This is a genomic window from Lysinibacillus sp. FSL W7-1291 (assembly GCF_038593415.1).
GTDB lineage: Bacteria > Bacillota > Bacilli > Bacillales_A > Planococcaceae > Lysinibacillus > Lysinibacillus fusiformis_D.
This window is the reverse complement of the sequence record NZ_CP151994.1, coordinates 2,900,586-2,921,032: the sequence shown is the minus strand read 5'-3', so window position 1 is coordinate 2,921,032 and position 20,447 is coordinate 2,900,586. Positions and strand designations below refer to the sequence as shown.

Annotated in this window: 21 protein-coding genes, 1 pseudogene and 2 other annotated features; of the genes and pseudogenes, 16 read left to right on the top strand and 6 right to left on the bottom strand. The window is 37.5% G+C overall.

Going from position 1 to position 20,447, the window contains the following annotated elements; all coding sequences use genetic code 11:
• Nucleotides 1–65: 65 nt before the first annotated feature.
• Nucleotides 66–1,412: pseudogene (locus tag NST76_RS14170) on the top strand (IS1182 family transposase).
• A 719-nt stretch (nt 1,413–2,131) separates the two neighbouring features.
• On the opposite strand, the gene NST76_RS14165 reads toward NST76_RS14170, so the two are convergent.
• Nucleotides 2,132–2,323 carry a hypothetical protein gene (locus NST76_RS14165; RefSeq protein WP_058844127.1) on the bottom strand — a complete coding sequence of 64 codons (192 nt, stop codon included), beginning with the start codon at nt 2,321–2,323 and terminating at the stop codon, nt 2,132–2,134.
• 533 nt (nt 2,324–2,856) lie between these two features.
• Here NST76_RS14165 and NST76_RS14160 point away from each other — a divergent pair.
• The 9 genes from NST76_RS14160 (at nt 2,857) to NST76_RS14120 (ending at nt 11,930) form a co-directional block, all read left to right on the top strand.
• Nucleotides 2,857–3,831, top strand: a complete 975-nt coding sequence (locus NST76_RS14160; RefSeq protein ID WP_036120305.1) for a PstS family phosphate ABC transporter substrate-binding protein — start codon at nt 2,857–2,859, stop codon at nt 3,829–3,831.
• A 64-nt stretch (nt 3,832–3,895) separates the two neighbouring features.
• Nucleotides 3,896–4,843 (top strand): phosphate ABC transporter permease subunit PstC, encoded by a 948-nt coding sequence (gene pstC, locus NST76_RS14155; RefSeq protein WP_036120302.1) that lies wholly within the window; start codon nt 3,896–3,898, stop codon nt 4,841–4,843.
• A gap of 1 nt (nt 4,844) precedes the next feature.
• The gene (gene pstA / locus NST76_RS14150) at nt 4,845–5,723 is read left to right on the top strand and encodes a phosphate ABC transporter permease PstA (RefSeq protein WP_036120300.1); all 879 of its coding nucleotides are present in this window, start codon (nt 4,845–4,847) and stop codon (nt 5,721–5,723) included.
• Between the two features lie 60 nt (nt 5,724–5,783).
• Nucleotides 5,784–6,569, top strand: a complete 786-nt coding sequence (gene pstB, locus NST76_RS14145; protein WP_230593777.1) for a phosphate ABC transporter ATP-binding protein PstB — start codon at nt 5,784–5,786, stop codon at nt 6,567–6,569.
• 13 nt (nt 6,570–6,582) lie between these two features.
• Nucleotides 6,583–7,242: a phosphate signaling complex protein PhoU gene (phoU, locus tag NST76_RS14140; RefSeq protein ID WP_036120292.1), complete on the top strand. Its 660-nt coding sequence runs from the start codon at nt 6,583–6,585 to the stop codon at nt 7,240–7,242.
• 176 nt (nt 7,243–7,418) lie between these two features.
• Nucleotides 7,419–8,291: a hypothetical protein gene (locus tag NST76_RS14135; RefSeq protein WP_058844129.1), complete on the top strand. Its 873-nt coding sequence runs from the start codon at nt 7,419–7,421 to the stop codon at nt 8,289–8,291.
• Nucleotides 8,292–8,367: 76 nt separating this feature from the next.
• Complete coding sequence (locus NST76_RS14130) at nt 8,368–9,438, top strand: mechanosensitive ion channel family protein (RefSeq protein WP_036120260.1); 1,071 nt, start codon at nt 8,368–8,370, stop codon at nt 9,436–9,438.
• A gap of 39 nt (nt 9,439–9,477) precedes the next feature.
• Nucleotides 9,478–9,689, top strand: a binding site (T-box leader).
• 286 nt (nt 9,690–9,975) lie between these two features.
• A complete protein-coding gene (trpE, locus tag NST76_RS14125) occupies nt 9,976–11,361 on the top strand; it encodes an anthranilate synthase component I (protein WP_036120257.1) in 1,386 nt (461 codons plus the stop codon).
• Nucleotides 11,358–11,930, top strand: a complete 573-nt coding sequence (locus NST76_RS14120) for an aminodeoxychorismate/anthranilate synthase component II (RefSeq protein ID WP_036120254.1) — start codon at nt 11,358–11,360, stop codon at nt 11,928–11,930. Before trpE ends, NST76_RS14120 begins: the two co-directional genes overlap by 4 nt.
• Nucleotides 11,931–11,975: 45 nt before the next feature.
• Here the strand turns inward: NST76_RS14120 and NST76_RS14115 are convergent, their stop codons facing one another.
• Entirely contained in the window at nt 11,976–12,458 is a 483-nt protein-coding gene (locus NST76_RS14115; protein WP_036120279.1) for a hypothetical protein, read from the bottom strand.
• Between the two features lie 3 nt (nt 12,459–12,461).
• On the bottom strand, nt 12,462–12,914 hold the full coding sequence (locus NST76_RS14110) for a hypothetical protein (protein ID WP_342545288.1): 453 nt from the start codon (nt 12,912–12,914) through the stop codon (nt 12,462–12,464).
• A gap of 150 nt (nt 12,915–13,064) precedes the next feature.
• On the opposite strand from NST76_RS14110, the gene rpmG reads away from it, so the two are divergent.
• From rpmG to tyrS, 5 genes are all read left to right on the top strand, one after another.
• Nucleotides 13,065–13,214, top strand: a complete 150-nt coding sequence (rpmG, locus tag NST76_RS14105; RefSeq protein WP_008408521.1) for a 50S ribosomal protein L33 — start codon at nt 13,065–13,067, stop codon at nt 13,212–13,214.
• Between the two features lie 103 nt (nt 13,215–13,317).
• Entirely contained in the window at nt 13,318–13,911 is a 594-nt protein-coding gene (locus tag NST76_RS14100; protein ID WP_340809229.1) for a 5-formyltetrahydrofolate cyclo-ligase, read from the top strand.
• Nucleotides 13,904–14,113, top strand: a complete 210-nt coding sequence (locus tag NST76_RS14095) for a YqgQ family protein (RefSeq protein ID WP_036120247.1) — start codon at nt 13,904–13,906, stop codon at nt 14,111–14,113. Before NST76_RS14100 ends, NST76_RS14095 begins: the two co-directional genes overlap by 8 nt.
• Nucleotides 14,114–14,393: 280 nt before the next feature.
• Nucleotides 14,394–16,289: an LTA synthase family protein gene (locus NST76_RS14090; RefSeq protein WP_271910317.1), complete on the top strand. Its 1,896-nt coding sequence runs from the start codon at nt 14,394–14,396 to the stop codon at nt 16,287–16,289.
• Nucleotides 16,290–16,414: 125 nt separating this feature from the next.
• Nucleotides 16,415–16,655, top strand: a binding site (T-box leader).
• Nucleotides 16,656–16,800: 145 nt separating this feature from the next.
• Complete coding sequence (tyrS, locus tag NST76_RS14085) at nt 16,801–18,015, top strand: tyrosine--tRNA ligase (protein ID WP_058844131.1); 1,215 nt, start codon at nt 16,801–16,803, stop codon at nt 18,013–18,015.
• A gap of 53 nt (nt 18,016–18,068) precedes the next feature.
• On the opposite strand, the gene NST76_RS14080 is transcribed toward tyrS, so the two are convergent.
• Nucleotides 18,069–18,248 (bottom strand): DUF2759 domain-containing protein, encoded by a 180-nt coding sequence (locus NST76_RS14080; RefSeq protein ID WP_036120238.1) that lies wholly within the window; start codon nt 18,246–18,248, stop codon nt 18,069–18,071.
• A 169-nt stretch (nt 18,249–18,417) separates the two neighbouring features.
• On the opposite strand from NST76_RS14080, the gene NST76_RS14075 reads away from it, so the two are divergent.
• Complete coding sequence (locus NST76_RS14075; protein ID WP_036120235.1) at nt 18,418–19,062, top strand: MBL fold metallo-hydrolase; 645 nt, start codon at nt 18,418–18,420, stop codon at nt 19,060–19,062.
• A 66-nt stretch (nt 19,063–19,128) separates the two neighbouring features.
• Here NST76_RS14075 and NST76_RS14070 read toward each other — a convergent pair whose 3' ends face one another.
• Nucleotides 19,129–19,371: a DUF2626 family protein gene (locus NST76_RS14070; RefSeq protein WP_004231035.1), complete on the bottom strand. Its 243-nt coding sequence runs from the start codon at nt 19,369–19,371 to the stop codon at nt 19,129–19,131.
• A 118-nt stretch (nt 19,372–19,489) separates the two neighbouring features.
• Complete coding sequence (locus NST76_RS14065) at nt 19,490–20,200, bottom strand: helix-turn-helix domain-containing protein (RefSeq protein WP_036120229.1); 711 nt, start codon at nt 20,198–20,200, stop codon at nt 19,490–19,492.
• Nucleotides 20,201–20,447 lie beyond the last annotated feature (247 nt).

The window sequence follows — 20,447 nt, the reverse complement described above, 5'->3', positions numbered from 1 at the left end:
AACTTCTACATAAAGTACTCTATCTACATAGGGTGTTGAAAAGTAAACTTTTGAGGTGATGAAGCATGATGACGAAGAATCAAACCAATGAACGTGAACAATTAGAAATGTTAACGATTGATCAATTAGTTCCCCAAGATCATTTAGTACGAAAACTAGAGGCGGCTATTGATTTTTCATTTATCTATCCTTTAGTAGAAAACCTCTACTCTGCTAAAGGACGCCCTAGTATTGATCCTGTTGTTCTCTTTAAAATGACGTTTATTCAGTACGTTTTTGGTATACGGTCCATGCGTCAAACCATCAAAGAAATTGAAACCAATATGGCGTATCGTTGGTTTTTAGGATTTGGCTTCCATACAGAAGTTCCGCATTTCTCTACCTTTGGTAAAAATTATGTCCGTCGCTTTCAAGACACCGATATATTTGAGCAGATATTTTATCGTATATTAAAAGAGATTATGCATCAAGGACTCCTCCATGCAGACCATTTATTTATCGATTCTACGCATGTGAAAGCGAGTGCGAATAAACGAAAGTATGATAAAAAAGTTGTGCGAAAAGAAACACGGGCTTATGAAGAGAAGCTTCAATTAGAGTTAAATATTGATCGTGAGGAACACGGAAAAAAGCCCTTTTCCCCAGAAATTTGAAAAAGAAGAATGGAAAGAAATAAAGGAAAGCACGACAGATCCTGAAAGTGGATATTACGTGAAGGATGAACGTACAAAACAGTTTGCGTATTCTTTTCATGCAGCGACAGATGAAAAGGGCTTTGTCTTGGGTGCCATTGTGACTCGGGAAATGTGCACGATAGTCATGTATTACAGCCACTTGTGGAAAGAGTCATTGAAAACGTTCAAAAACCATTAGCTGTTGCGGCAGATGCAGCCTATAAAACACCAGCGATTACGAACTTTTTGTTAGAGAATCAAATGTTGCCTGTTCTTCCGTATACACGTCCTAAAACGAAAGATGGATTCTTCCGAAAGCACGAGTATACATATGACGAGCACTATAATTGTTATCTTTGCCCACAAGGGCAGATATTGAAGTATGCGACAACGACGAAGGAAGGATATCGCCAATATAAATCGAATCCTTTGATTTGTGCGAAGTGTCCAAGCCTTTCCCAATGTACAGAAAGTAAGCATCATCAAAAACTCATTCAACGCCATATTTGGGAGTCATATGTGGAGGAAGCTGAACATTTACGCCATTCCTATGACATCAAACAGATTTATGCAAAGCGCAAAGAAACGATTGAGCGTGTCTTTGCCGATGCAAAAGAAAAGCATGGTATGCGATGGACAACCTTAAGAGGTCTAAAAAAATTGTCCATGCAGGCGATGCTTACTTTTGCTGCCATGAATTTGAAGAAACTGGCTACTTGGACGTGGCAAGTAGCTTAAGAGAGCAACTATGCTCGAAGAGTATGTTGAATTTGGTAGTATATTACCAAATGTTAAAGATAAAATAGGAAGAAAAATGACAAAAACCATCGAGAGTGAACTTCTCGATGGGCTTTTGTCTACAGTCTGTGCCTAGCGGTTTCATGTTGTTGAAAAAAGGTAATGTCAACGGCATAATAAGCAATTTTGTAAGGCGAGGGGTTGATTTCCGTTCCGCCAGCGTCCTTTCCAGGGGGCGTCTGATGAGCCGCTTCACTCACTGCGTTCGCTCCAGGGTCTCCTCTGTGACGCTAAATCCCCTAGGAGTGACGCTGGCTCCACTCCAATCAACCATTCTGCAAAAGTGTCTTTTCCTGAACAAAATAGCCCATTATTTATAGTATAAGAGAGGATAGCCTCTTACTTTCAATGTGGAGAAGTGATGTGTGACAACACCCCACCATAAAAGAGTAGTGAATACCTTCACTTTTTTGCTAAAAAGTGAACATTTTTATTTTATGGATTGGAGTGGAAGGCTACTTGACTCCCGTGGGAATAGCGAGACAGGCGAGCCCCTGCACGGAGGAAGCGGCTCGCCGCTCGCCCACAGGAAAGCAAGTAGCCTGCAACGGAAATCCTTTTTCACCTTTCACATAAATTCTATGGATGGTTTTGTTTTTCAACACTATGAAACCGCTAGGCATGAGAATGCCTAGCGGTTTTTTCTATTAAAGTAAGCTTTACACAGATAATTGCTGAATAGCCAATTCAAACTGCTCTCTTGGCTTTACTCCATAAAGCTCTATATTGTGATAGAAATAAGAAGCTATCATAAAATCAATCGCCTCCTGAAGTGAATATTCCCGATGTTCCATTACTAGTAATAGATAGGTTTTAAAATAATCGGCATTTTGTACTTTTGCATGTTTCATGACAAAGGTCAAACTCTCCTCATCCATTAGCCTCAACGTGATTGTCGCTGATGCTTCGCTTTTGTTCAGAAAAACAATACGTCTAGATTTTTTCGTGCCTGCCATTTGTAACAATCGCCGGAAACTTTATTTCGATGCAGTGGACGTTTGAACACCTGCTAAAAAGCAAAACAAGTATTGATCTCCCGCGATTAAGGAGGGGGCCTTCAACACTGCATCAACATAAAATATTTCCTGACACAAGTGCTTATTATAGCATCTTTCCTATAGGAAGCAAGTAGAAGAAGACCCTCGCGCCTTAAGATAGTGAAATGAATGAGGGGGTGGTCTCTTTTCGTTAGGTGTCGAATCATCTACTCTCAGGACGCCATTTTACCGTGACGATTGTAAATGCGTCTTTACAATCGTTTACAAAGCATTACATTCATTTACATCTCTTTTACGAACCGTTTATACGACTTCAACAATCAGTCATTATAGTAAAGATTGTAAGACAAATAACTATAAAACAGTTCACGACGGAGGCAAATGAGATGAAAAAGTGGAAGTACTTAACGATGACAGCAGTAATGGGTTCTGCATTAATGCTAGGTGCATGTGGTAGCGATTCTGCACAAAATGGAAACAATGCAGAAACGAACGCACCAGCTAGTTCAGGACAAGAAGCTGCTGATGAAAAGCTACAAGGATCTGTAGCTGGAGATGGCTCATCAACAGTAGCACCAATCATTGAGGCAGTTGTTGAAGAGTATGCAGGCGCACAACCAGATGTCAAAGTATCAGTGGGGGTTTCTGGTACTGGTGGTGGTTTTGAAAAATTCATCGCAGGTGAAACAGACTTTTCAAATGCATCTCGTAATATAAAAGATGAAGAGAAATCGAAATTAGAAGAAGCGGGTATTGATTTTACAGAGCTAGCTTTAGCATATGACGGTTTATCTGTAGTGGTGAACCCAGAAAATGATTGGGCAAAGGATTTAACAGTAGAACAATTACAAAAAATTTGGGTTGAAGATGGAAAAGAGAAAAAATGGTCTGATATTGATCCATCATGGCCAGATGAAAAAATCGTTTACTATTCACCAGGTACTGATTCAGGCACATACGATTACTTCGATGAAGTCATTTTAGATGGTGCGGATCTAGTAAGCTCAGCAACATTATCAGAGGATGATAATATGCTAGTGCAAGGTGTAGCTGGTGACAAAAACGCAATCGGTTTCTTCGGCTATGCTTACTATCTTGAAAATAAAGATAAATTAAACATTGTCAAAGTAAATGGTGTTGAACCAACAAATGAAACAATAGAGGGTGGCGAATATACACCACTTTCACGCCCACTATTCACTTACGTGAAAAATAGTGCTATGAAAGATAATGAAGCAGCATATGACTTCATTCAATTTACACTTGAAAATGCAGGCGATATGGCTGAGGCAGTTGGCTATGTTCGTTTACCAGAAGAAAAATATACTGAAGGCTTAAAAACTTTAGAAGGCTTAAAATAAGTAGACATGCATAGAGGGAAAGAGATGTATGCTCTTTCCCTCACTTATTTGAAAGGAGCTCCCAATGGTTTCTCAAAAGGAAAATAAGACATCATCTGTGCAGCAATTAATTGCAAATTCTCGCAATCAAAAAACAAAGAAAATAGTGGAAAAAGCAATGCCAGCTCTATTATTTTCTGCCGCTATTATTTCGATTTTAACAACGTTTGGCATTGTTTTCACCCTTATTTTTGAAACGTTTGAGTTCTTTAAACGTGTGTCGATTACGGATTTCCTATTTGGGACAAAGTGGTTACCGTTTTCAGGAAATGAACCGTTATTTGGAATTTTGCCATTAATCGCAGGTACATTAAAAGTGACACTTATTGCAGTTGTAGTAGCCGTACCATTTGGAATTGCTTCAGCTATCTATTTAAGTGAATATGCAAGTGAGAAAACACGACGTACAGTGAAACCGATTTTAGAGGTATTAGCAGGTGTACCAACAATCGTCTATGGTTTCTTTGCATTAACGTTTGTCACACCTGTTTTACAAGAAATTGTACCTGGACTCAAATTATTTAATGCATTAAGTCCTGGGATTGTTGTAGGTATCATGATTTTACCTATGATTACATCTCTATCAGAGGATGCGATGTCATCCGTACCAAATAGTATGCGTGAAGGAGCTTTAGCTCTAGGTGCGACGAAATTTGAGGTAGCTATTAAAGTAGTATTACCAGCTGCACTATCGGGAATTATTGCTTCAATCGTGTTAGCTATTTCCCGGGCAATTGGAGAAACAATGATTGTTTCACTTGCTGGAGGATCTACACCGAAATTTGATTTAAATGTAACGGATTCCATTCAAACAATGACGGCGTACATTGTACAAGTTTCAACAGGTGATGCAGGTTATGGTACAACAATCTACTACTCTATCTATTCAGTAGGATTTACATTATTTATCTTTACACTAATCATGAATTTACTTGCTCACTATATTTCGAAACGCTTCAGGGAGGTTTACTAGCATGCGCTATATGGATGACACGGTCGTCATGAAACGATTGACCAAGCGTATTACATTTAATAAAGTTTGGAAAACCTTATTTTTCTTAGCAACTATGTTTGCGCTTGTGACTTTAGCTATTTTGTTATATCGCATAGTGTCACAGGGAATTGGTTATTTAAATATCGATTTCTTAACTAATTTTGCATCACGATTTGCAGATAAGGCAGGGATTAAAGCTGCCTTAATTGGGTCACTGTGGTTAATGGCAGTTGTTGCGCCAGTATCTATTATTTTAGGTGTAGGTACTGCGATTTATTTAGAGGAATATGCTAAGAAAAATAGAATTAACGACTTTATTCGAATGAACATATCGAATCTAGCAGGTGTACCTTCCATCGTTTTTGGATTACTTGGATTAACAATTTTTGTCCGTATGATGGGGCTAGGCAAAAGTATTTTAGCCGCAGGGTTTACGATGAGTTTATTAATACTGCCTGTTATCATTGTAGCTGCACAGGAGGCTATTCGTGCCGTACCAAATGAACAAAGAGAAGCATCATATGGTATGGGTGCAACGAAATGGCAAACCATTTTACGCGTGGTGCTACCAGCTGCCATTCCGGGTATTTTAACAGGAAGTATTTTAGCCATGTCTCGTGCCATTGGAGAAACAGCTCCACTTGTTGTCATCGGGATTCCAGTTATTCTACAGTTTTTACCGAATAGTTTATTAAGTCAATTCACTGCATTACCGATGCAAATTTATGATTGGGCAAAGCGACCACAAGAAGCCTTTCAGTATGTGGCGGCCGCAGGTATTTTAGTGCTTATGACGGTTCTGCTATTAATGAACTCTATTGCTATCTTTATACGAAATAAATTCCAAAAACGTTATTAATGAGGTGACCTTATGGTGCTAGATTTAAAAGAGGAAAAAACGATTGTCAAGTTGAATCAAATGGCAACTAAGTCTTCAGATGATAGAGCGAAGAAGATTGTCTACGATACACGAAACTTAAATTTATGGTATGGTGATCACCATGGTTTAAAAGATATTAATTTAAGTATTTATGAAAATGAAGTAACGGCTATTATTGGGCCATCTGGCTGTGGTAAATCTACGTATCTAAAAACATTAAATAGAATGGTAGAACTTGTACCAAGCGTTCGAACATCAGGTGAAATCGTCTATCGTGAGCGAAATATTTTAGATAAAAGCTATACAGTAGAGGAATTAAGGACACGTGTAGGGATGGTGTTCCAAAAGCCGAACCCATTCCCAAAATCTATTTATGATAATATTGCCTATGGACCAAGAATCCATGGGATTAAAAATAAAAAGATTTTGGATGAGATTGTGGAGAAGTCACTAAGAGGGGCAGCGATTTGGGATGAGGTAAAAGATCGTTTAAATCAAAATGCCTATGGGTTATCGGGTGGTCAGCAACAGCGTATTTGTATTGCACGTTGCTTAGCGATTGAACCAGATGTCATCTTAATGGATGAGCCAACATCTGCTTTGGACCCAATTTCTACGTTGAAGGTGGAAGAGCTTGTGCAAGAGCTGAAAAAAGATTATTCCATCATCATCGTGACACATAATATGCAGCAAGCGGCTCGTATTTCTGATCGCACAGCATTCTTCCTAAGTGGAGAGGTTGTTGAATACGATAAAACAGATATTATTTTCCAAACACCAGCGGATCAACGCACAGAAGATTATATTTCAGGACGTTTCGGCTAAGGAGGAGCAATAGATGGTAGTTCGTGAGCGTTTTGAACAAGAGTTACAAGAGGTACAGGGTCAATTTATTGCCCTTGCCAACAGCAGTATTCTAGCGCTACAAACGGCTTTTGAAGCATTAGTAGAGCAGGACTTAGAAAAAGCCTTGAAAATTTTAGAAGATGATTTAGTCATTAATCGTCTTGAAGAGGAAATTAATGACCATGTGATTTTAATGATTGCTAAGCAACAACCAGTGGCAACAGATTTGCGTCGCCTTATGGTCCTTGTAAAAGCAGCAGCAGATATGGAAAGAGTGGGCGACTATGCGGTTAATATTGCTAAGGAAGCGATTCGAATTGGCAAAGAACCAATAGTGTTTCCGATAACCAATCTACAAACGATGTGTAATAAAACAGTCGAAATGCTAGAGAGTATCATGAAGGCCTTTACAGAGGAAGATACGGTACGTGCCAAAGAAATCGCAGAATTAGATGATTATGTAGACGATTTATACGGGGCAACAATTACACTTTTACTTCGCGCGGGTGTAGAAAATCCTGCACATATTTCGCAGATAACCCATCTCACATTTATTTGCCGATATCTAGAACGCTCTGCCGATCATGCGACAAATATTGCAGAACATCTATTTTACTTAGTCAAAGGCAAGCATTATGAATTAAATAATTAATGAGGAAGAGCTACTTTTAGCTCTTCTTTTCATTTGGATAAAAAAATTTTATGTAGCAGCAACATTGTCTTTTTCCCTAGCGTCTTTATAACGAGCACTATTGTATTGTCAAAAATTTTTTTTGGCTATACTATAGACATTATCCGAAAAATGTGATGCTTAGGAGGTGCTGCTACGTGAAAGATGCAATCGAAACATTCATTGAGCAATTTGACCAGCAGATGTCAAACGAACAACTAGACTATTTACGTTTTCTCTATAAAAACTTACATTTAGAGGAGTTAAGTGAAGGAGAACAACATTATTTTATCGACTATTTTTTCAAGAGCGAGCCATTACGAAATATGGCAGCATTTGCACTAGAATTGGCAGATATTATGCATGAAATTCGAGAAAATATCCCTGCTATTGAAAAAGCTGAACGCTTAGCAAACGGCCATGAGCAATACCTATATTATGAACGAAAATGGTCAGAGCTGAGACGTCAAAAGCTCAAGCAACAGACAACAAAAAGTGGTAATATTTTTTATGTGCCATTTCATGAATATCAACAGGAACCTGGGCCTATGATTATTTGTTTAGAACAAACGACGGGGATGGCTGCTTACTCTGATCTTTGTAAAAGTATGATTTTACCGTTATTTATGAATGCTCATCGTGAAGGTCGCGATTTATATATTGTTCCATATGATCGTCAAATTCATGTTCACTATCGCTTTGAAAATGGTCATTTAAATTTAGCTGATTTTAAGAGTTTTATCGAATATAAGGCACAAGGAGAAGCCGCAATATTGCCTGTTTTACAGTTTGTTAAAGCATTACTACAGGAAAATCAACTCGATGCTGAAGCGGATGTCATTATTTTTACAGAAGGAGCGCCTATTGATGGACAGCATCTCGTAACTAAACAAGCAAGAACGATGCTAGAGGAAATGAAGCGGAAATACCATGCTGAATTTTCAGTGATCGCCATGCACGAACATAATTTTAATAAACAGCAGTTTTGGTTTGCCAATAAGGCTTTTTTTGCGGATGATGCTATACAATAAAAAAATAGGGGCTAACCGTTTCTGAAGGTTTGCTCCTTTTTGGTGGAGATACATAGGTTTTTTAAAGGAGAAATACATGGATTCATTACTTTGGTTATTACCTAAATTTACAGTCCCAACTTGGATGGATGTCTTGATTGCCGCCATTATTTGTTTAGTTGGTTGGCTTATTCAACGTTTCATCATAAAAAAAATCATTCATTGTGTAGTGACTTTTTTAAGAAATCGCCAGCGGAAATTCCAGGCGAATGTACTTGCCCAATTCAGTAAAGCAATTGGCTATGCATTTATGACGACAGTCATTGTCCTGAGTTTATCTTATTTAATAGAAGTTCCTTTATTTACACATAAATCAACGAAAAATTTTGTATTGTCAATTCTGGTGTTTTTTGCGTTTAAAGGGATTTATGATGTATTAAATTTTTATACGAAACAACCATTCGAATTAACGAGTGAAGAGGATCAGAATGTCTTATTACCGTTTTTTCTACGAATCGGTAAAGTAATCATTATGATTTTTGCTATGTTCACGATTGCTTCGTTTTGGGATTTTAACCTCAATGGCTTTTTAACAGGGATCGGTTTAACTGGTGTGGCGATTGCCTTTGGGATTCGTGATACTTTAGCACATGTATTTGGTGGTATGTCTGTCGCGTTGGATAATCCATTCCAAATAGGAGATTGGATCGCAACGGAAGATCAAAAAATTGAAGGCACAATTGAAGATATCAATCTGCGAAGTACCTTAATTCAAACAGGGGATAAGGGGCTTGTCTATGTGCCGAATTCCTATTTAGTCAACCGCCCTATTTATAATTTATCAAAACGAGAAAAACGGAAATGTGAGCAATTTATCTATGTAGCAGCCGAAAATGAGGAGGACCATTTACGTAGTGCTTTAACAGCCATTCATAAGGAAATTTATTTGCATGCCAAAACGGAGAAAGAGATGATCCATGTTTTTATTGATGAATTTCATCATGATTCATATCGTGTACTTGTTCGTTTCTTTATTGCTACAAATGATACAGCTGTTATGCTAGAAGTGCGTCAGGATATTTTATTTGCTATTCGTCAAATAATGGAGGAGTTATCCATTACGTTAGCTACCCCTTACGAGGATGACAGTCTACGAAATAAAAAATAAATTGAATTGTGAGATAGTTTGCATTACAATATAACTTACAAATCAGCGTTGATGAAGAGTAGTAGCTATTTAAATTTGTCATAGAGAGCTAGTGGTTGGTGGAAACTAGTACAAATGAATGGTGAATGGACTTCGGAGCTCTAATCCTGAACGACAGTAGGGATTAGCGTATGCCTACGTTATAAGGCTTCAAGAGGGTCTTCTAAATTGGAGACCAATGAAGGTGGCACCACGGCTTTTCCGTCCTTTTGTGATGGAAAGGCCTTTTTTTATCTTGATTCAGTCATGTTTTTGTCTGAAAGTGAAGCGTGAGGTGCAGAAATTTTCCTCTTGTGTAGGGGAGATAGATGCTTGTTTTACTTTTTTAGCAGATTCAAACACCCGCTGAAGCAAGAGAAAGCCCCTCCATCGGATGTCACAGATTTTGAAGAGATGCTATGTTAGTAACTTGAAAAAATCTGAACACACATACGCTGAGGAGGAGGCGATAGATAGGTGTAGAAGAGCAGAGAAGAGCTTAGAGAAGGAGAGAAGAGTATGACAGTTGAGCTTAGAAAGTATGCCATGAAAGTATTACAGGGGGATATGATGACCCCTATCTCTGTGTATCAATCACTGAGCGGGCAGCATAAAATGTTGTTCGAATCATCAGCCAAGCATGAGGAAAGTGGGCGATATTCCTTTATCGCCATCAATCCAGTGGCTGAATTGAAAGGGAACAAGGAAGAATTCATCTTTTCAAGAGGAATGGAAAAGGACACAATTAGTGGGAATGTGCTCGATCAATTAAAGCAAGTTATGCCATTTCATGAGGAGCACTATCCATTCGCCTTTTTTGGTGGGATCATAGGTTTCTTTGGCTATGAAACAGCTTTTTATACAGAAAAAATCGGAAACTATTTACAGGATGATTTAGCCATGCCTGATGTGCATGTTTTTTTCTATGATACCTTTATTGTTTTTGATCATGTAACACAGGAAATCACACTAGCCTCGATTGATCTATTTCAGGAGGGGCGTTCAATAGAGGAGATGGAGGCTGCTATTGCGACAATAGAGCAACAGCTTTGTGCAGGTACGACCTTTGAGGCATTGAAGGTAGATGAACTACATTTTACACCAATGATGACAAAGGAGCGATTTGTTTCTTTGGTGGAACGTGCTAAGCAGCATATTTTAAGAGGAGATATTTTTCAAATCGTATTATCACAACGCTTTTCAGCACCGTTCACAGGTTCACCATTCTCACTTTATCGTCAATTACGCACATCGAATCCGTCACCCTATATGTTCTATATGGATTTTGGATCCTATGTTATTTTAGGAACATCTCCGGAAAGTCTGGTAAAGGTAAAAAATCGTCAGGTGACAACCAATCCAATAGCTGGTACAAAGCCGCGTGGCGCGACAACAGAACAGGATGAAGCAATTGCAAATGCTCTATTAGCAGATGAAAAGGAAATAGCGGAGCATCGTATGTTAGTAGATTTAGGTCGCAATGATCTTGGACGCATTGCCAAAGTCGGTTCTGTAAAGCTAATGAAATACATGAATATTGAACGGTATAAATATGTGATGCATATGGTGTCAGAGGTAATGGCAGAATTACGAGACGACCTCCATGTTCTGGATGTACTGCGTGCTTGTCTACCAGCTGGGACTGTGTCAGGAGCACCTAAAATTCGAGCCATGCAACTGATTAATGAATTGGAACCAGTGAAGCGGGGCGTGTACGCGGGAGCGGTGGGCTATATTTCAACAACAGGTGATATGGACTTAGCACTCGCTATTCGGACAATGCTCATTAAGGATCAAAAAGCCCATGTACAGGCAGGGGCGGGAATTGTTTATGACTCCATCCCATTGTCGGAATACGAGGAAACGCTCAATAAAGCCCGTGCGCTATTGGAGGTCAAAAAATGATTTTATTAATCGATAATTATGATTCCTTTACTTATAACCTATTTCAACAAATCAGCGTGCTGGGAAAAAACGTTAAAGTTGTGCGAAATGATGCTATTACAATAGAAGAAATTCAAGAAATGTCGCCTGAAGCCATCATTTTATCTCCTGGACCAGGAACACCTGCTGAAGCAGGTATCACGGTAGCTGTCATCAAGGAACTGTATCAAAATTTCCCCATTTTAGGTATATGCCTTGGCCATCAATCGATTGGGCAGGCTTTTGGCTCCAATATTGTGCAGGCCCAAAATATTATGCATGGAAAGCTGTCACCATTACAATACGAGCAAACAGGTTTATTTAAGCGAATAAAGGGTGATATTGAAGTAATGCGTTATCATTCTTTAATTATTGAAGCAAGGACATTGCATAAGGATTTTAACATAATTGCAACAGCCGGTGATGATGGGGAGATTATGGCCATTCAACATAAGAATTATCCTCTTTATGGTCTGCAGTTTCACCCAGAATCAATCGGCACAAAAGAAGGCAATATCATGATGCAAGCCTTTCTCGATAGTATAGCGTAATGGCCGCAAAAAAGCTGTCGTCTAATGTGACGACAGCTTTTTAGGTTACTGCTTTTTGCCTGTAATTAACTTAGCAATTTCTTCTAAAGACATGGAAGAATTGACTTCATAGGAGCCGATTTGTAAGCTGCGGGCATATTTTGCGTTAGCGAGTAGTAACTCCATTTCAACACTATTGGTAATAATGCCGCCGTCTTCAAGCTTTTGTGCCACAATATAGGGTGTGATTCCACTGTATAATTGCAATGTCATCTTTGTCACATCACCGTTTGTTTCTTCAACGGCTTGTTCATCAGAATCTGTCGTAGACGTTTCTTCTGTTGTATGTACTGGCTTTAATTGTCCCTTTAACGAGGCAATTTCTTGGTTGGCCTTGTTTAGCTTATCTTGCAGTTGTTCTACCTGTTGCAGATTGCCAGCTTCTTTAGTAGGGAGACCAATATTTACATCAAAGCGACTGGAGAGTGCTAGCAAAGCTCCGACAAGAAAAATGGCAATGCCAAATGCGCGGATGGCGGACTTGTTCATCACTTATCGACCTCCATTTGCAATGACTTGACGAACTTGCTTTTCTGTTAAATTAGAACGAATACTGATATCAGCTACAGAAAGACCTTGTTTATTTAATTCGAGCACCTGACTAACAATAATTTGATGAATCGGTTTGACTTGGGTTGTCGTTTGTGCAATTTTTGACGCTTGTGCAGCCTGTTGAACAGCTTGCATGACTTGTTGAACTTTAGGGTTTTGTCCTTTTTGACTCGGAGCTGATGTTGATTTCACTTGGAATTCAGGCTCTAATAAAAGTTCTTCCTCGACAATTTTTAGGCGACGCTTTAAATTATTTGTTTCTTGGAAGATCGAGATGGATAATTCTTCGACATCTTTTTCGATTTTTTTCGAGCTATTTTTGAAAAAGAACGATAGGATGATTAAAATTATGCCGATACTCATTAGTAAGATGGATAAATCCAATAGTTTCACCTCAATGTAGTATGTAATTATAAGATATTTTACCATATGCAAACTTAATATGAAATGAAGGTAGATTTTTTTTCAGTTTATGTTATAATAGGTTAGTCGTATAAATCATGCTCAAATTTTAATTCTTGATATAGAGTGGGAGGGTTAATGATGCGCGTAAACATTACTTTAGCTTGCACAGATTGCGGCGAACGTAACTACATTTCTAAAAAGAACAAGCGTAACAATCCAGAGCGTCTTGAACTTAAAAAATATTGCTCTCGCGAGAAGAAATACACTCTTCACCGTGAAACTAAGTAATCGCTCATTAAGCCAAAACCACAAGTGGTTTTGGCTTTCTACATTTTATGAAATCATTTCGGGTATAAGGATACGAAGTATGATGATATAGGAGGTAGCCTGGATGGATAAAACAACATTACGAAATAAGATGCGACAAGCTCTTGCGACAATGACTGATGAAGCTTATCAATATCAATCATTAGCTATCGTAAAAAAGGTGCTACAGGAATCATATATAATAGAAGCAAATATAATTGGCATGACCATTTCAAATAAGCCAGAAGTCGACACCATTCTTTTAATTGAAGAATTATGGCGACTTGGTAAAAAGGTCGCTGTTCCGAAATGTCATCCAAAAACAAGAGAAATGTCATTTTACATTATTGATTCATTTGCCCAGCTTGAAACTGTATATATGCATTTGCGTGAGCCTATTCCAGCAAGATGTGAGTTAGTTGACGCAAATGACATGGATGTCATCCTTGTGCCTGGCGTTGTTTTTGACCGTAATGGCTATCGAATCGGCTATGGCGGTGGTTATTATGACCGCTATGTATTAAACTATAAAAAAGGGAAGCTGATGTCGCTGCTCTTTGATGAGCAAATCATTGATTGTGTCCCAGCCGAGGAGCATGATTGCCCAGTAGACATCATTATGACACCGACAGAACGTATTGATTGTCTAGCACAACGAGGAGCGAGCGAAAATGGATAAAATGTTAGATATTTATGAACTTTTGAAAACATATGGTACTTTTATTTATACACGTGATCCCATTGGCGATTTGATGTTAATGGAGGATGAAATACGTGAGCTCTATAAAGCAAATGTACTAGACATAAAAGACTATCAAATGGCATTGTTACTCATTCGACAAGAAACAACAAAACTTCGTATGGAAGAAAATAAAAAGTAATGTTTAAAATATAATGTAATGGAGTATTGTGAAAATAATGTAACAAGTATGTAATATTCTTAAAAACAGTGGATTTCCGCTGTTTTTATGTTTTTAAGAAACTTTTTACATTCCAAAACGTATATATAGATGTCTGGTGCATAAAAAGAGCGCGGAGAAAAAAATTTCCAAAAGATATGTGTTGATTATCTGTTAAAAAAGGATTAAGATATATTTTGTTTCCGTAACAAAATGTAAAAAATTATTATTTTTTTGTAAGGAAGTAGGGAGGATGTTAGGAATGAAATCAATAAAGTGGCCTAAACATTCATTTATGATACTAGCAATTATAGCAACATGGATCAAAACGGTCATTGTTTACCACACAAGCTTTGAGATGAAAATTGAAAATGCAATGCAACAATTTATTTTGTTTATTAATCCATTAAGCTTCTTGCTATTTACGTATGGTTTATCACTATTCTTTAAATCAGCAAAAGCTAGAAATCGTTATCTGATTACGGTCAGCGTTATTTTATCCATTGTTTTATACGGAAATGTAGCGTTCTATCGATTCTACAATGACTTTATTACGCTACCAGTATTATTCCAAACAAGTAATTTCAGTGACTTAGGAACATCAGTAGCAGCCATTGTTGAGCCATGGGATGTATTATATTTCGTTGATGTCGTTATTTTAATCTTAGCGAATAAATTTTTACCGAAAATGAAAGAAGCATTTAAAGTGAATATTGAATTCCGACGTGCATTTTTTGTATTAGCAGTCGCAATTTCATTTTTAAACTTAGGATTAGCTGAAACAGAGCGTCCACAATTATTAACACGTAGTTTTGACCGCGAATTATTAGTAAAAAATATTGGTACGTACAATTACCATTTGTATGATATTTATATTCAAACTAAATCATCTGCTCAACGTGCATTAGCGGATGGCAGTGAATTAGTTGAAGTAAACAACTATGTGCGTTCTAATCAGGCTGCCGTTAACCCAGAGATGTTTGGGAAATATAAAGGTCGCAACTTAATTGTTGTGTCGATGGAGTCTTTACAAAACTTTGTCATCAATAATGATATGAATGGTCATGAAATTACGCCATTCTTAAACTCTTTAACAAAAGATAAAGATACGTATTATTTCAGTAACTTCTATCACCAAACAGGCTTAGGAAAAACATCTGACTCAGAGTTTATTGTTGAAAACTCATTGTTTGGATTAGGTCGTGGTGCTGTATTCTTCACGCATGGTGGAAATACGTATAATTCAATGGCTGAACGCCTTGGAGAAAATGGCTACTTTACAAATGTCATGCACCCGAATAATAAATCATTCTGGAACCGTGATATCATGTATCAATCGTTAAAAATTAATAAATTCTACGATATAGATTCATATACGGTTGAAGAAGGGCAAGCTGTCAACTGGGGTATGAAAGATACACCATTCTTAGAGCAATCTGCTGCTTTAATGAAAGACATGCCACAGCCATTCTATTCAAGATTAATTACGTTAACGAACCACTATCCATTCACTTTGGATCCTGAAGATATTATGATTCCTGAATATGATTCAAATTCAGGTACATTAAATCGTTACTTCCAGACAGTACGTTATATGGATGAAGCTTTAAAAGACTTCTTCCAAGAGTTAAAAGATCAAGGTGTTTATGATAACTCTATTATCGTAATGTATGGAGACCATTATGGTATTTCTGAAAACCATAATAAAGCGATGGCACAATATTTAGGAAAAGAACAAATTACACCAATGGACAATGCATTGCTTCAAGAAGTGCCTTTATTCATCCATATCCCAGGATCTGACGATGGTAAAGAAATGACAGAGATTTCAGGACAAATGGATTTACGTCCAACAATCTTACATCTTCTTGGCGTTGAAACGTCAAAAGACATGCAAATGGGTGCAGATTTATTCTCTCCAGAGCATGAGGATTTTGTTGTCTTCCGTGATGGACGCTTTATAACAGATAAATATGTTTATGCTGGAGAAGCTTGCTATGACAAAGCAACTGGTGAAGAAATAGATGGTGAGCCATGCCAGTCATATGCTGATCGTGCGACAATGGAGCTGGAAAATTCCGATGCTATCATAAATGGAGACCTGCTACGTTTCTATGATGAAAAGACAGGTAATTTAAAACAGGATTCCGTCAAATAACAAAAGAGAGATCTCAAGTTGAGGTCTCTCTTTTCTTTTTTGATTGACAAATTACTATAAGCAATTATAATAAATTTAAATATCTGCATAACGAAGATTTGTTTTTGCATTTCGGAGTATAAGAGTGAAAGGCATGGAAAAGAACGAGTAGCTTTAATCGAACTGACAGAGAGTAGCCGGTTGCTGAGAGGCGCAAGGGATATTAAAGTGAATACATCTTGGAGCTGCGTACCGAAATTTTAGTAGGCTACGACGGGGTTGCATCCGTAATCATTGCAAAAGTATCGCTATGGCTGTACTTATTGAGGAGGGCTGTGTGAATAGCTCTCGAAAAAAGGTGGTAACACGTTCATGAACGTCCTTAGGATTATTCCTAAGGGCTTTTTTTATGCCTTTACAGCCCAAGTGTTTATCTTGATTTGGCCGTCCTCTTACGCTGAGGCGTAGTTGATTAGTGAACTCTTATAGGGCTTGCAATATTAATATTTAATATTACAAGGAGATGTTTCATATGTTTTTAACACCAAAAGAGCAATTAGCGATAATTAAGAAGGGTGCTCATCAAATCGTTGATGAGCAGGAATTACTCGAAAAATTAGAGCGATCCTATAAGGAGCAGAAGCCTTTAATCATTAAGTTAGGGCTTGATCCGTCCGCCCCGGATATTCATTTAGGGCATGCAGTCGTTCTACGGAAAATAAAGCAAATGCAGGATTTAGGGCATCAGGCGGTCATTGTTATCGGTGATTTTACAGGGCGTATTGGTGATCCAACGGGTAAAGCAAAAGGCCGTGTCGCGTTAAGTGATGACATGGTCAAGCAAAACGCTAAAACATACTGTGAGCAAATTTTTAAAGTGATAGATATGAACAAGACAACTATTCGTTTCAATAGTGAATGGTTAGCAAAGCTGTCATTTGAAGAAGTCATTCAGCTGGCAGCCACGACATCCGTTGCTCGACTGTTAGAACGTGAGGACTTTCAAAAACGGTACCGTCAGCAAATACCAATTGGCATCCACGAATTTTTCTACCCGCTTATGCAAGCATATGATTCGGTAGAGCTACAGGCCGATATTGAATTAGGGGGAACAGATCAAACATTCAATATTTTAATGGGCCGCACCTTACAAAAGCAACGGCGGTTAGAAAAACAAATTGCCATTTTTATGCCATTACTCGAAGGTTTAGATGGCATTGAAAAAATGAGTAAGAGCCTTGGCAATTATATTGGTGTCAGTGAAGCGCCAGAGGTCATGTTTAAAAAGGTAATGGAAGTACCAGATGCCTTACTCATCAAATATTTTGAACTAGCAACAGATGAGCATCCACTACAAGTGCAAACCATTCAAGATAGACTGCAAATGGGAGAGAATCCCCGTGATGTAAAATTACAGTTAGCAGAAATTATAACGGCCTTATACCATGGGACTACAGCAATGGAGGAAGCTAAATCCTATTTCCAAGCTGCATTTCAAAGAAAGGAAATACCAAAAAATATTCCTATACTGCTCCTAGAAATTGATAAGGAAAGAATAGTGGATATTATCCCACAACTAGTGGCAATGGATTATATTCATAGTAAGAGTGAATTTCTGCGGTTAATCAAGCAAAATGGAGTATCCTTGAATGGAGAAAAAATAGTAATGGATGATTTATCACTTGTACTAATGAATGATGATGTCATTCAAATTGGTAAGAAACGATTTCTTAAATTAAATAAATAATAAATACAAAAAAAGAGCAATCTCCAGGGAGACTGCTCCTTTTTGTCTGAATTTTAGTGTAATTGTGGTGGATACCCACTGTGAACAATCGTCATGATGACGAACCATCCAAATACAGCGGCACTTAATAAGTTGAAAACAACGCTTAATAGGTTCTTTTCTTTAATTGCTTGGAATGTACCAACTACAGCTAAAATCGCTACTAGACCAAAAATAACCATTAATAAGTTCATTAAAAATAGACACTCCTTTCGACATCAGAAAATGAATGTCGCAAACAATATTCCTCCTTAATTGTAAACGTTCTGTTTGTTTTTGTCGAGAACTAAAATAGCGTAAACTATGAACATTTATCGTCAAATTGTGGCAAAGCCTGTATAATAGAAAGTTGAGGTGATCACTATGATGAACGTACGAAGTTATTCTCTTGGACCTGTTCAAACGAATTGCTATATCGTATCGAATAAAGAAAAAGAATGTATTATATTTGATCCAGGTGAGGAAGCAGAGCGTCTTATTAAAACAATTCGTAGCAATGGCTTAAAACCACTTGCTATCTTTTTAACACATGCCCATTTTGATCATATAGGGGCTGTAGATGCTGTACGCGAAGTGTTTGATATTCCTTTATGGATTCATGAAAAGGAAGTTAGCTGGCTAGGAGATCCAACGAAGAATGGCTCTAGTAAATATGCTGCATTACCAGATTATAGGGTAGCAGCACCAGCGCAAGACACAATTATTAAAGAAGAACAGCTATTTGAGATCAGTAATTTTGCTTTCCAAGCTGTTTTTACGCCTGGACATTCACCTGGTAGTATTTCTTATGTTTTTGATAATGACGGTTTTGCCATTGTTGGAGATACGTTATTTGAACAAGGTGTGGGACGTACAGATTTAGTAGGTGGCTCAACAAAAGTATTATTAGCATCCATTCATCACAAATTGTTGACACTACCCGAGGATACTATTATTTATCCTGGACACGGAAATTATACAACAGTAGGCGCAGAAATGGAGACAAATCCTTTCTTAAATGGATTTTAAAAAGGAATAACCAAAGCGCATAAAAAAGCGTATCTCAGCAGTTGTGAGATACGCGATTTTTTTGTATTAATGACCGCCACCAGGTACGTGAATGAATGTTGTATAGTACGTGAAGCCAGCGAAGAATACAGTTAAATATGCTCCGAAAATGTACATGTACATACGTTCTGAAAGGTTTAAGAAGCCTAATAATAAGAATAAACCTGTATTACCTAAGAATAATAGCGATACCTCGTTCATACCACCAAGGTAGAACATAACGGCAAAAATACCTGTCCAGAATGCCATAACTTTATACATATTATCCATGAAGATTTCCCCTCCTTTTGCCCACGACACAATAATCTCTTACTCATTATAAATGATATGAAAGGTGTCTGTAAACTGGAACTTCTCCGTCTTTGTGACAAACAAATGGATTTTTAATCTAGCTTTCGATTTCTGTCACGTTTATTTCATATTTACATAAATCGCAATTATGTATCATACTTTCAATTTGCACAAATTCATTGTTCGTAAACAATGCATCTAATTGACCTTTTAAATAGGATTCATGTAATGAACAAACAATATCAGAATGCGAAGTAAGTTGCTCCTGGAAAGGACAATTGAAGATGGAGAAGGTCACTTTTTTGCCATGTTCGGTTTGTTGAATTTGTGGAATATAGCCAATTAAAGCGGCATTGTCCGTTAACAGCTGAAGCTTTTCATCGAAGGATAGAGAATTATTTAATGTTAATTCAGCGCTGATATAATTTTTCATTTGCTGGTATCCGTCTTGGTAGCTAATTTCTTGGCACTTCGTTAAGGCAGATGGTCCAATGTCTTCAATTAATTGGATCGTCCATTTTAATAAACGATCTTCATCGCGTCTTGGAAATGTTAGAGATACGCCTTTCTCTGAAGCTTTATAAACACGTCCAGGTCTACCACCTTTGCCTGTTTTGACATAGTCCGCAGAAATAATATTGATTTCTGAAAGCTTTGTTAAATGAAGCCGAGCAACGTTTGGATGGATGCCGAATTGATCAGCAATATGTTGTACTGTGACTGTTTTTTTCTCTTGCAATATGTACTCATAAATAGAGTACCTTGTTTCATCGGCTAATGTACTAGTAATTTTCAATGGATGGATCATGCGCTTCACCTCTTTAAATTTTTTTAAAAAATTATGTTCGCCTACCAAGTGTTAGGAAAATAATCATGTTCATTCTATTATATTGTATTATTGAAAAAGGTACAGTTCATTTCGGCATAAATATTAATTTTTTCATGCATTTATCTTCTTTTTTAGTGGGAAACTGCACTTTATCCACATTTTTATAGCAAAAAACATGATTGACAGGAAAATATGCAACAAATTTTTATTTTCAGAAAAGGGCTTT

Coding starts and splice junctions, on each gene's coding strand:
- tyrS (WP_058844131.1), top strand. CDS start 16,801: ATGTTTTTAACACCAAAAGAGCAATTAGCGATAATTAAGAAGGGTGCT.
- NST76_RS14160 (WP_036120305.1), top strand. CDS start 2,857: ATGAAAAAGTGGAAGTACTTAACGATGACAGCAGTAATGGGTTCTGCA.
- NST76_RS14095 (WP_036120247.1), top strand. CDS start 13,904: ATGGATAAAATGTTAGATATTTATGAACTTTTGAAAACATATGGTACT.
- NST76_RS14065 (WP_036120229.1), bottom strand. CDS start 20,200: ATGATCCATCCATTGAAAATTACTAGTACATTAGCCGATGAAACAAGG.
- pstC (WP_036120302.1), top strand. CDS start 3,896: ATGGTTTCTCAAAAGGAAAATAAGACATCATCTGTGCAGCAATTAATT.
- NST76_RS14115 (WP_036120279.1), bottom strand. CDS start 12,458: ATGAACAAGTCCGCCATCCGCGCATTTGGCATTGCCATTTTTCTTGTC.
- NST76_RS14100 (WP_340809229.1), top strand. CDS start 13,318: ATGGATAAAACAACATTACGAAATAAGATGCGACAAGCTCTTGCGACA.
- NST76_RS14090 (WP_271910317.1), top strand. CDS start 14,394: ATGAAATCAATAAAGTGGCCTAAACATTCATTTATGATACTAGCAATT.
- NST76_RS14120 (WP_036120254.1), top strand. CDS start 11,358: ATGATTTTATTAATCGATAATTATGATTCCTTTACTTATAACCTATTT.
- rpmG (WP_008408521.1), top strand. CDS start 13,065: ATGCGCGTAAACATTACTTTAGCTTGCACAGATTGCGGCGAACGTAAC.
- NST76_RS14165 (WP_058844127.1), bottom strand. CDS start 2,323: ATGAAACATGCAAAAGTACAAAATGCCGATTATTTTAAAACCTATCTA.
- trpE (WP_036120257.1), top strand. CDS start 9,976: ATGACAGTTGAGCTTAGAAAGTATGCCATGAAAGTATTACAGGGGGAT.
- pstB (WP_230593777.1), top strand. CDS start 5,784: ATGGCAACTAAGTCTTCAGATGATAGAGCGAAGAAGATTGTCTACGAT.
- NST76_RS14080 (WP_036120238.1), bottom strand. CDS start 18,248: ATGAACTTATTAATGGTTATTTTTGGTCTAGTAGCGATTTTAGCTGTA.
- NST76_RS14070 (WP_004231035.1), bottom strand. CDS start 19,371: ATGGATAATATGTATAAAGTTATGGCATTCTGGACAGGTATTTTTGCC.
- NST76_RS14130 (WP_036120260.1), top strand. CDS start 8,368: ATGGATTCATTACTTTGGTTATTACCTAAATTTACAGTCCCAACTTGG.
- NST76_RS14075 (WP_036120235.1), top strand. CDS start 18,418: ATGATGAACGTACGAAGTTATTCTCTTGGACCTGTTCAAACGAATTGC.
- pstA (WP_036120300.1), top strand. CDS start 4,845: ATGCGCTATATGGATGACACGGTCGTCATGAAACGATTGACCAAGCGT.
- phoU (WP_036120292.1), top strand. CDS start 6,583: ATGGTAGTTCGTGAGCGTTTTGAACAAGAGTTACAAGAGGTACAGGGT.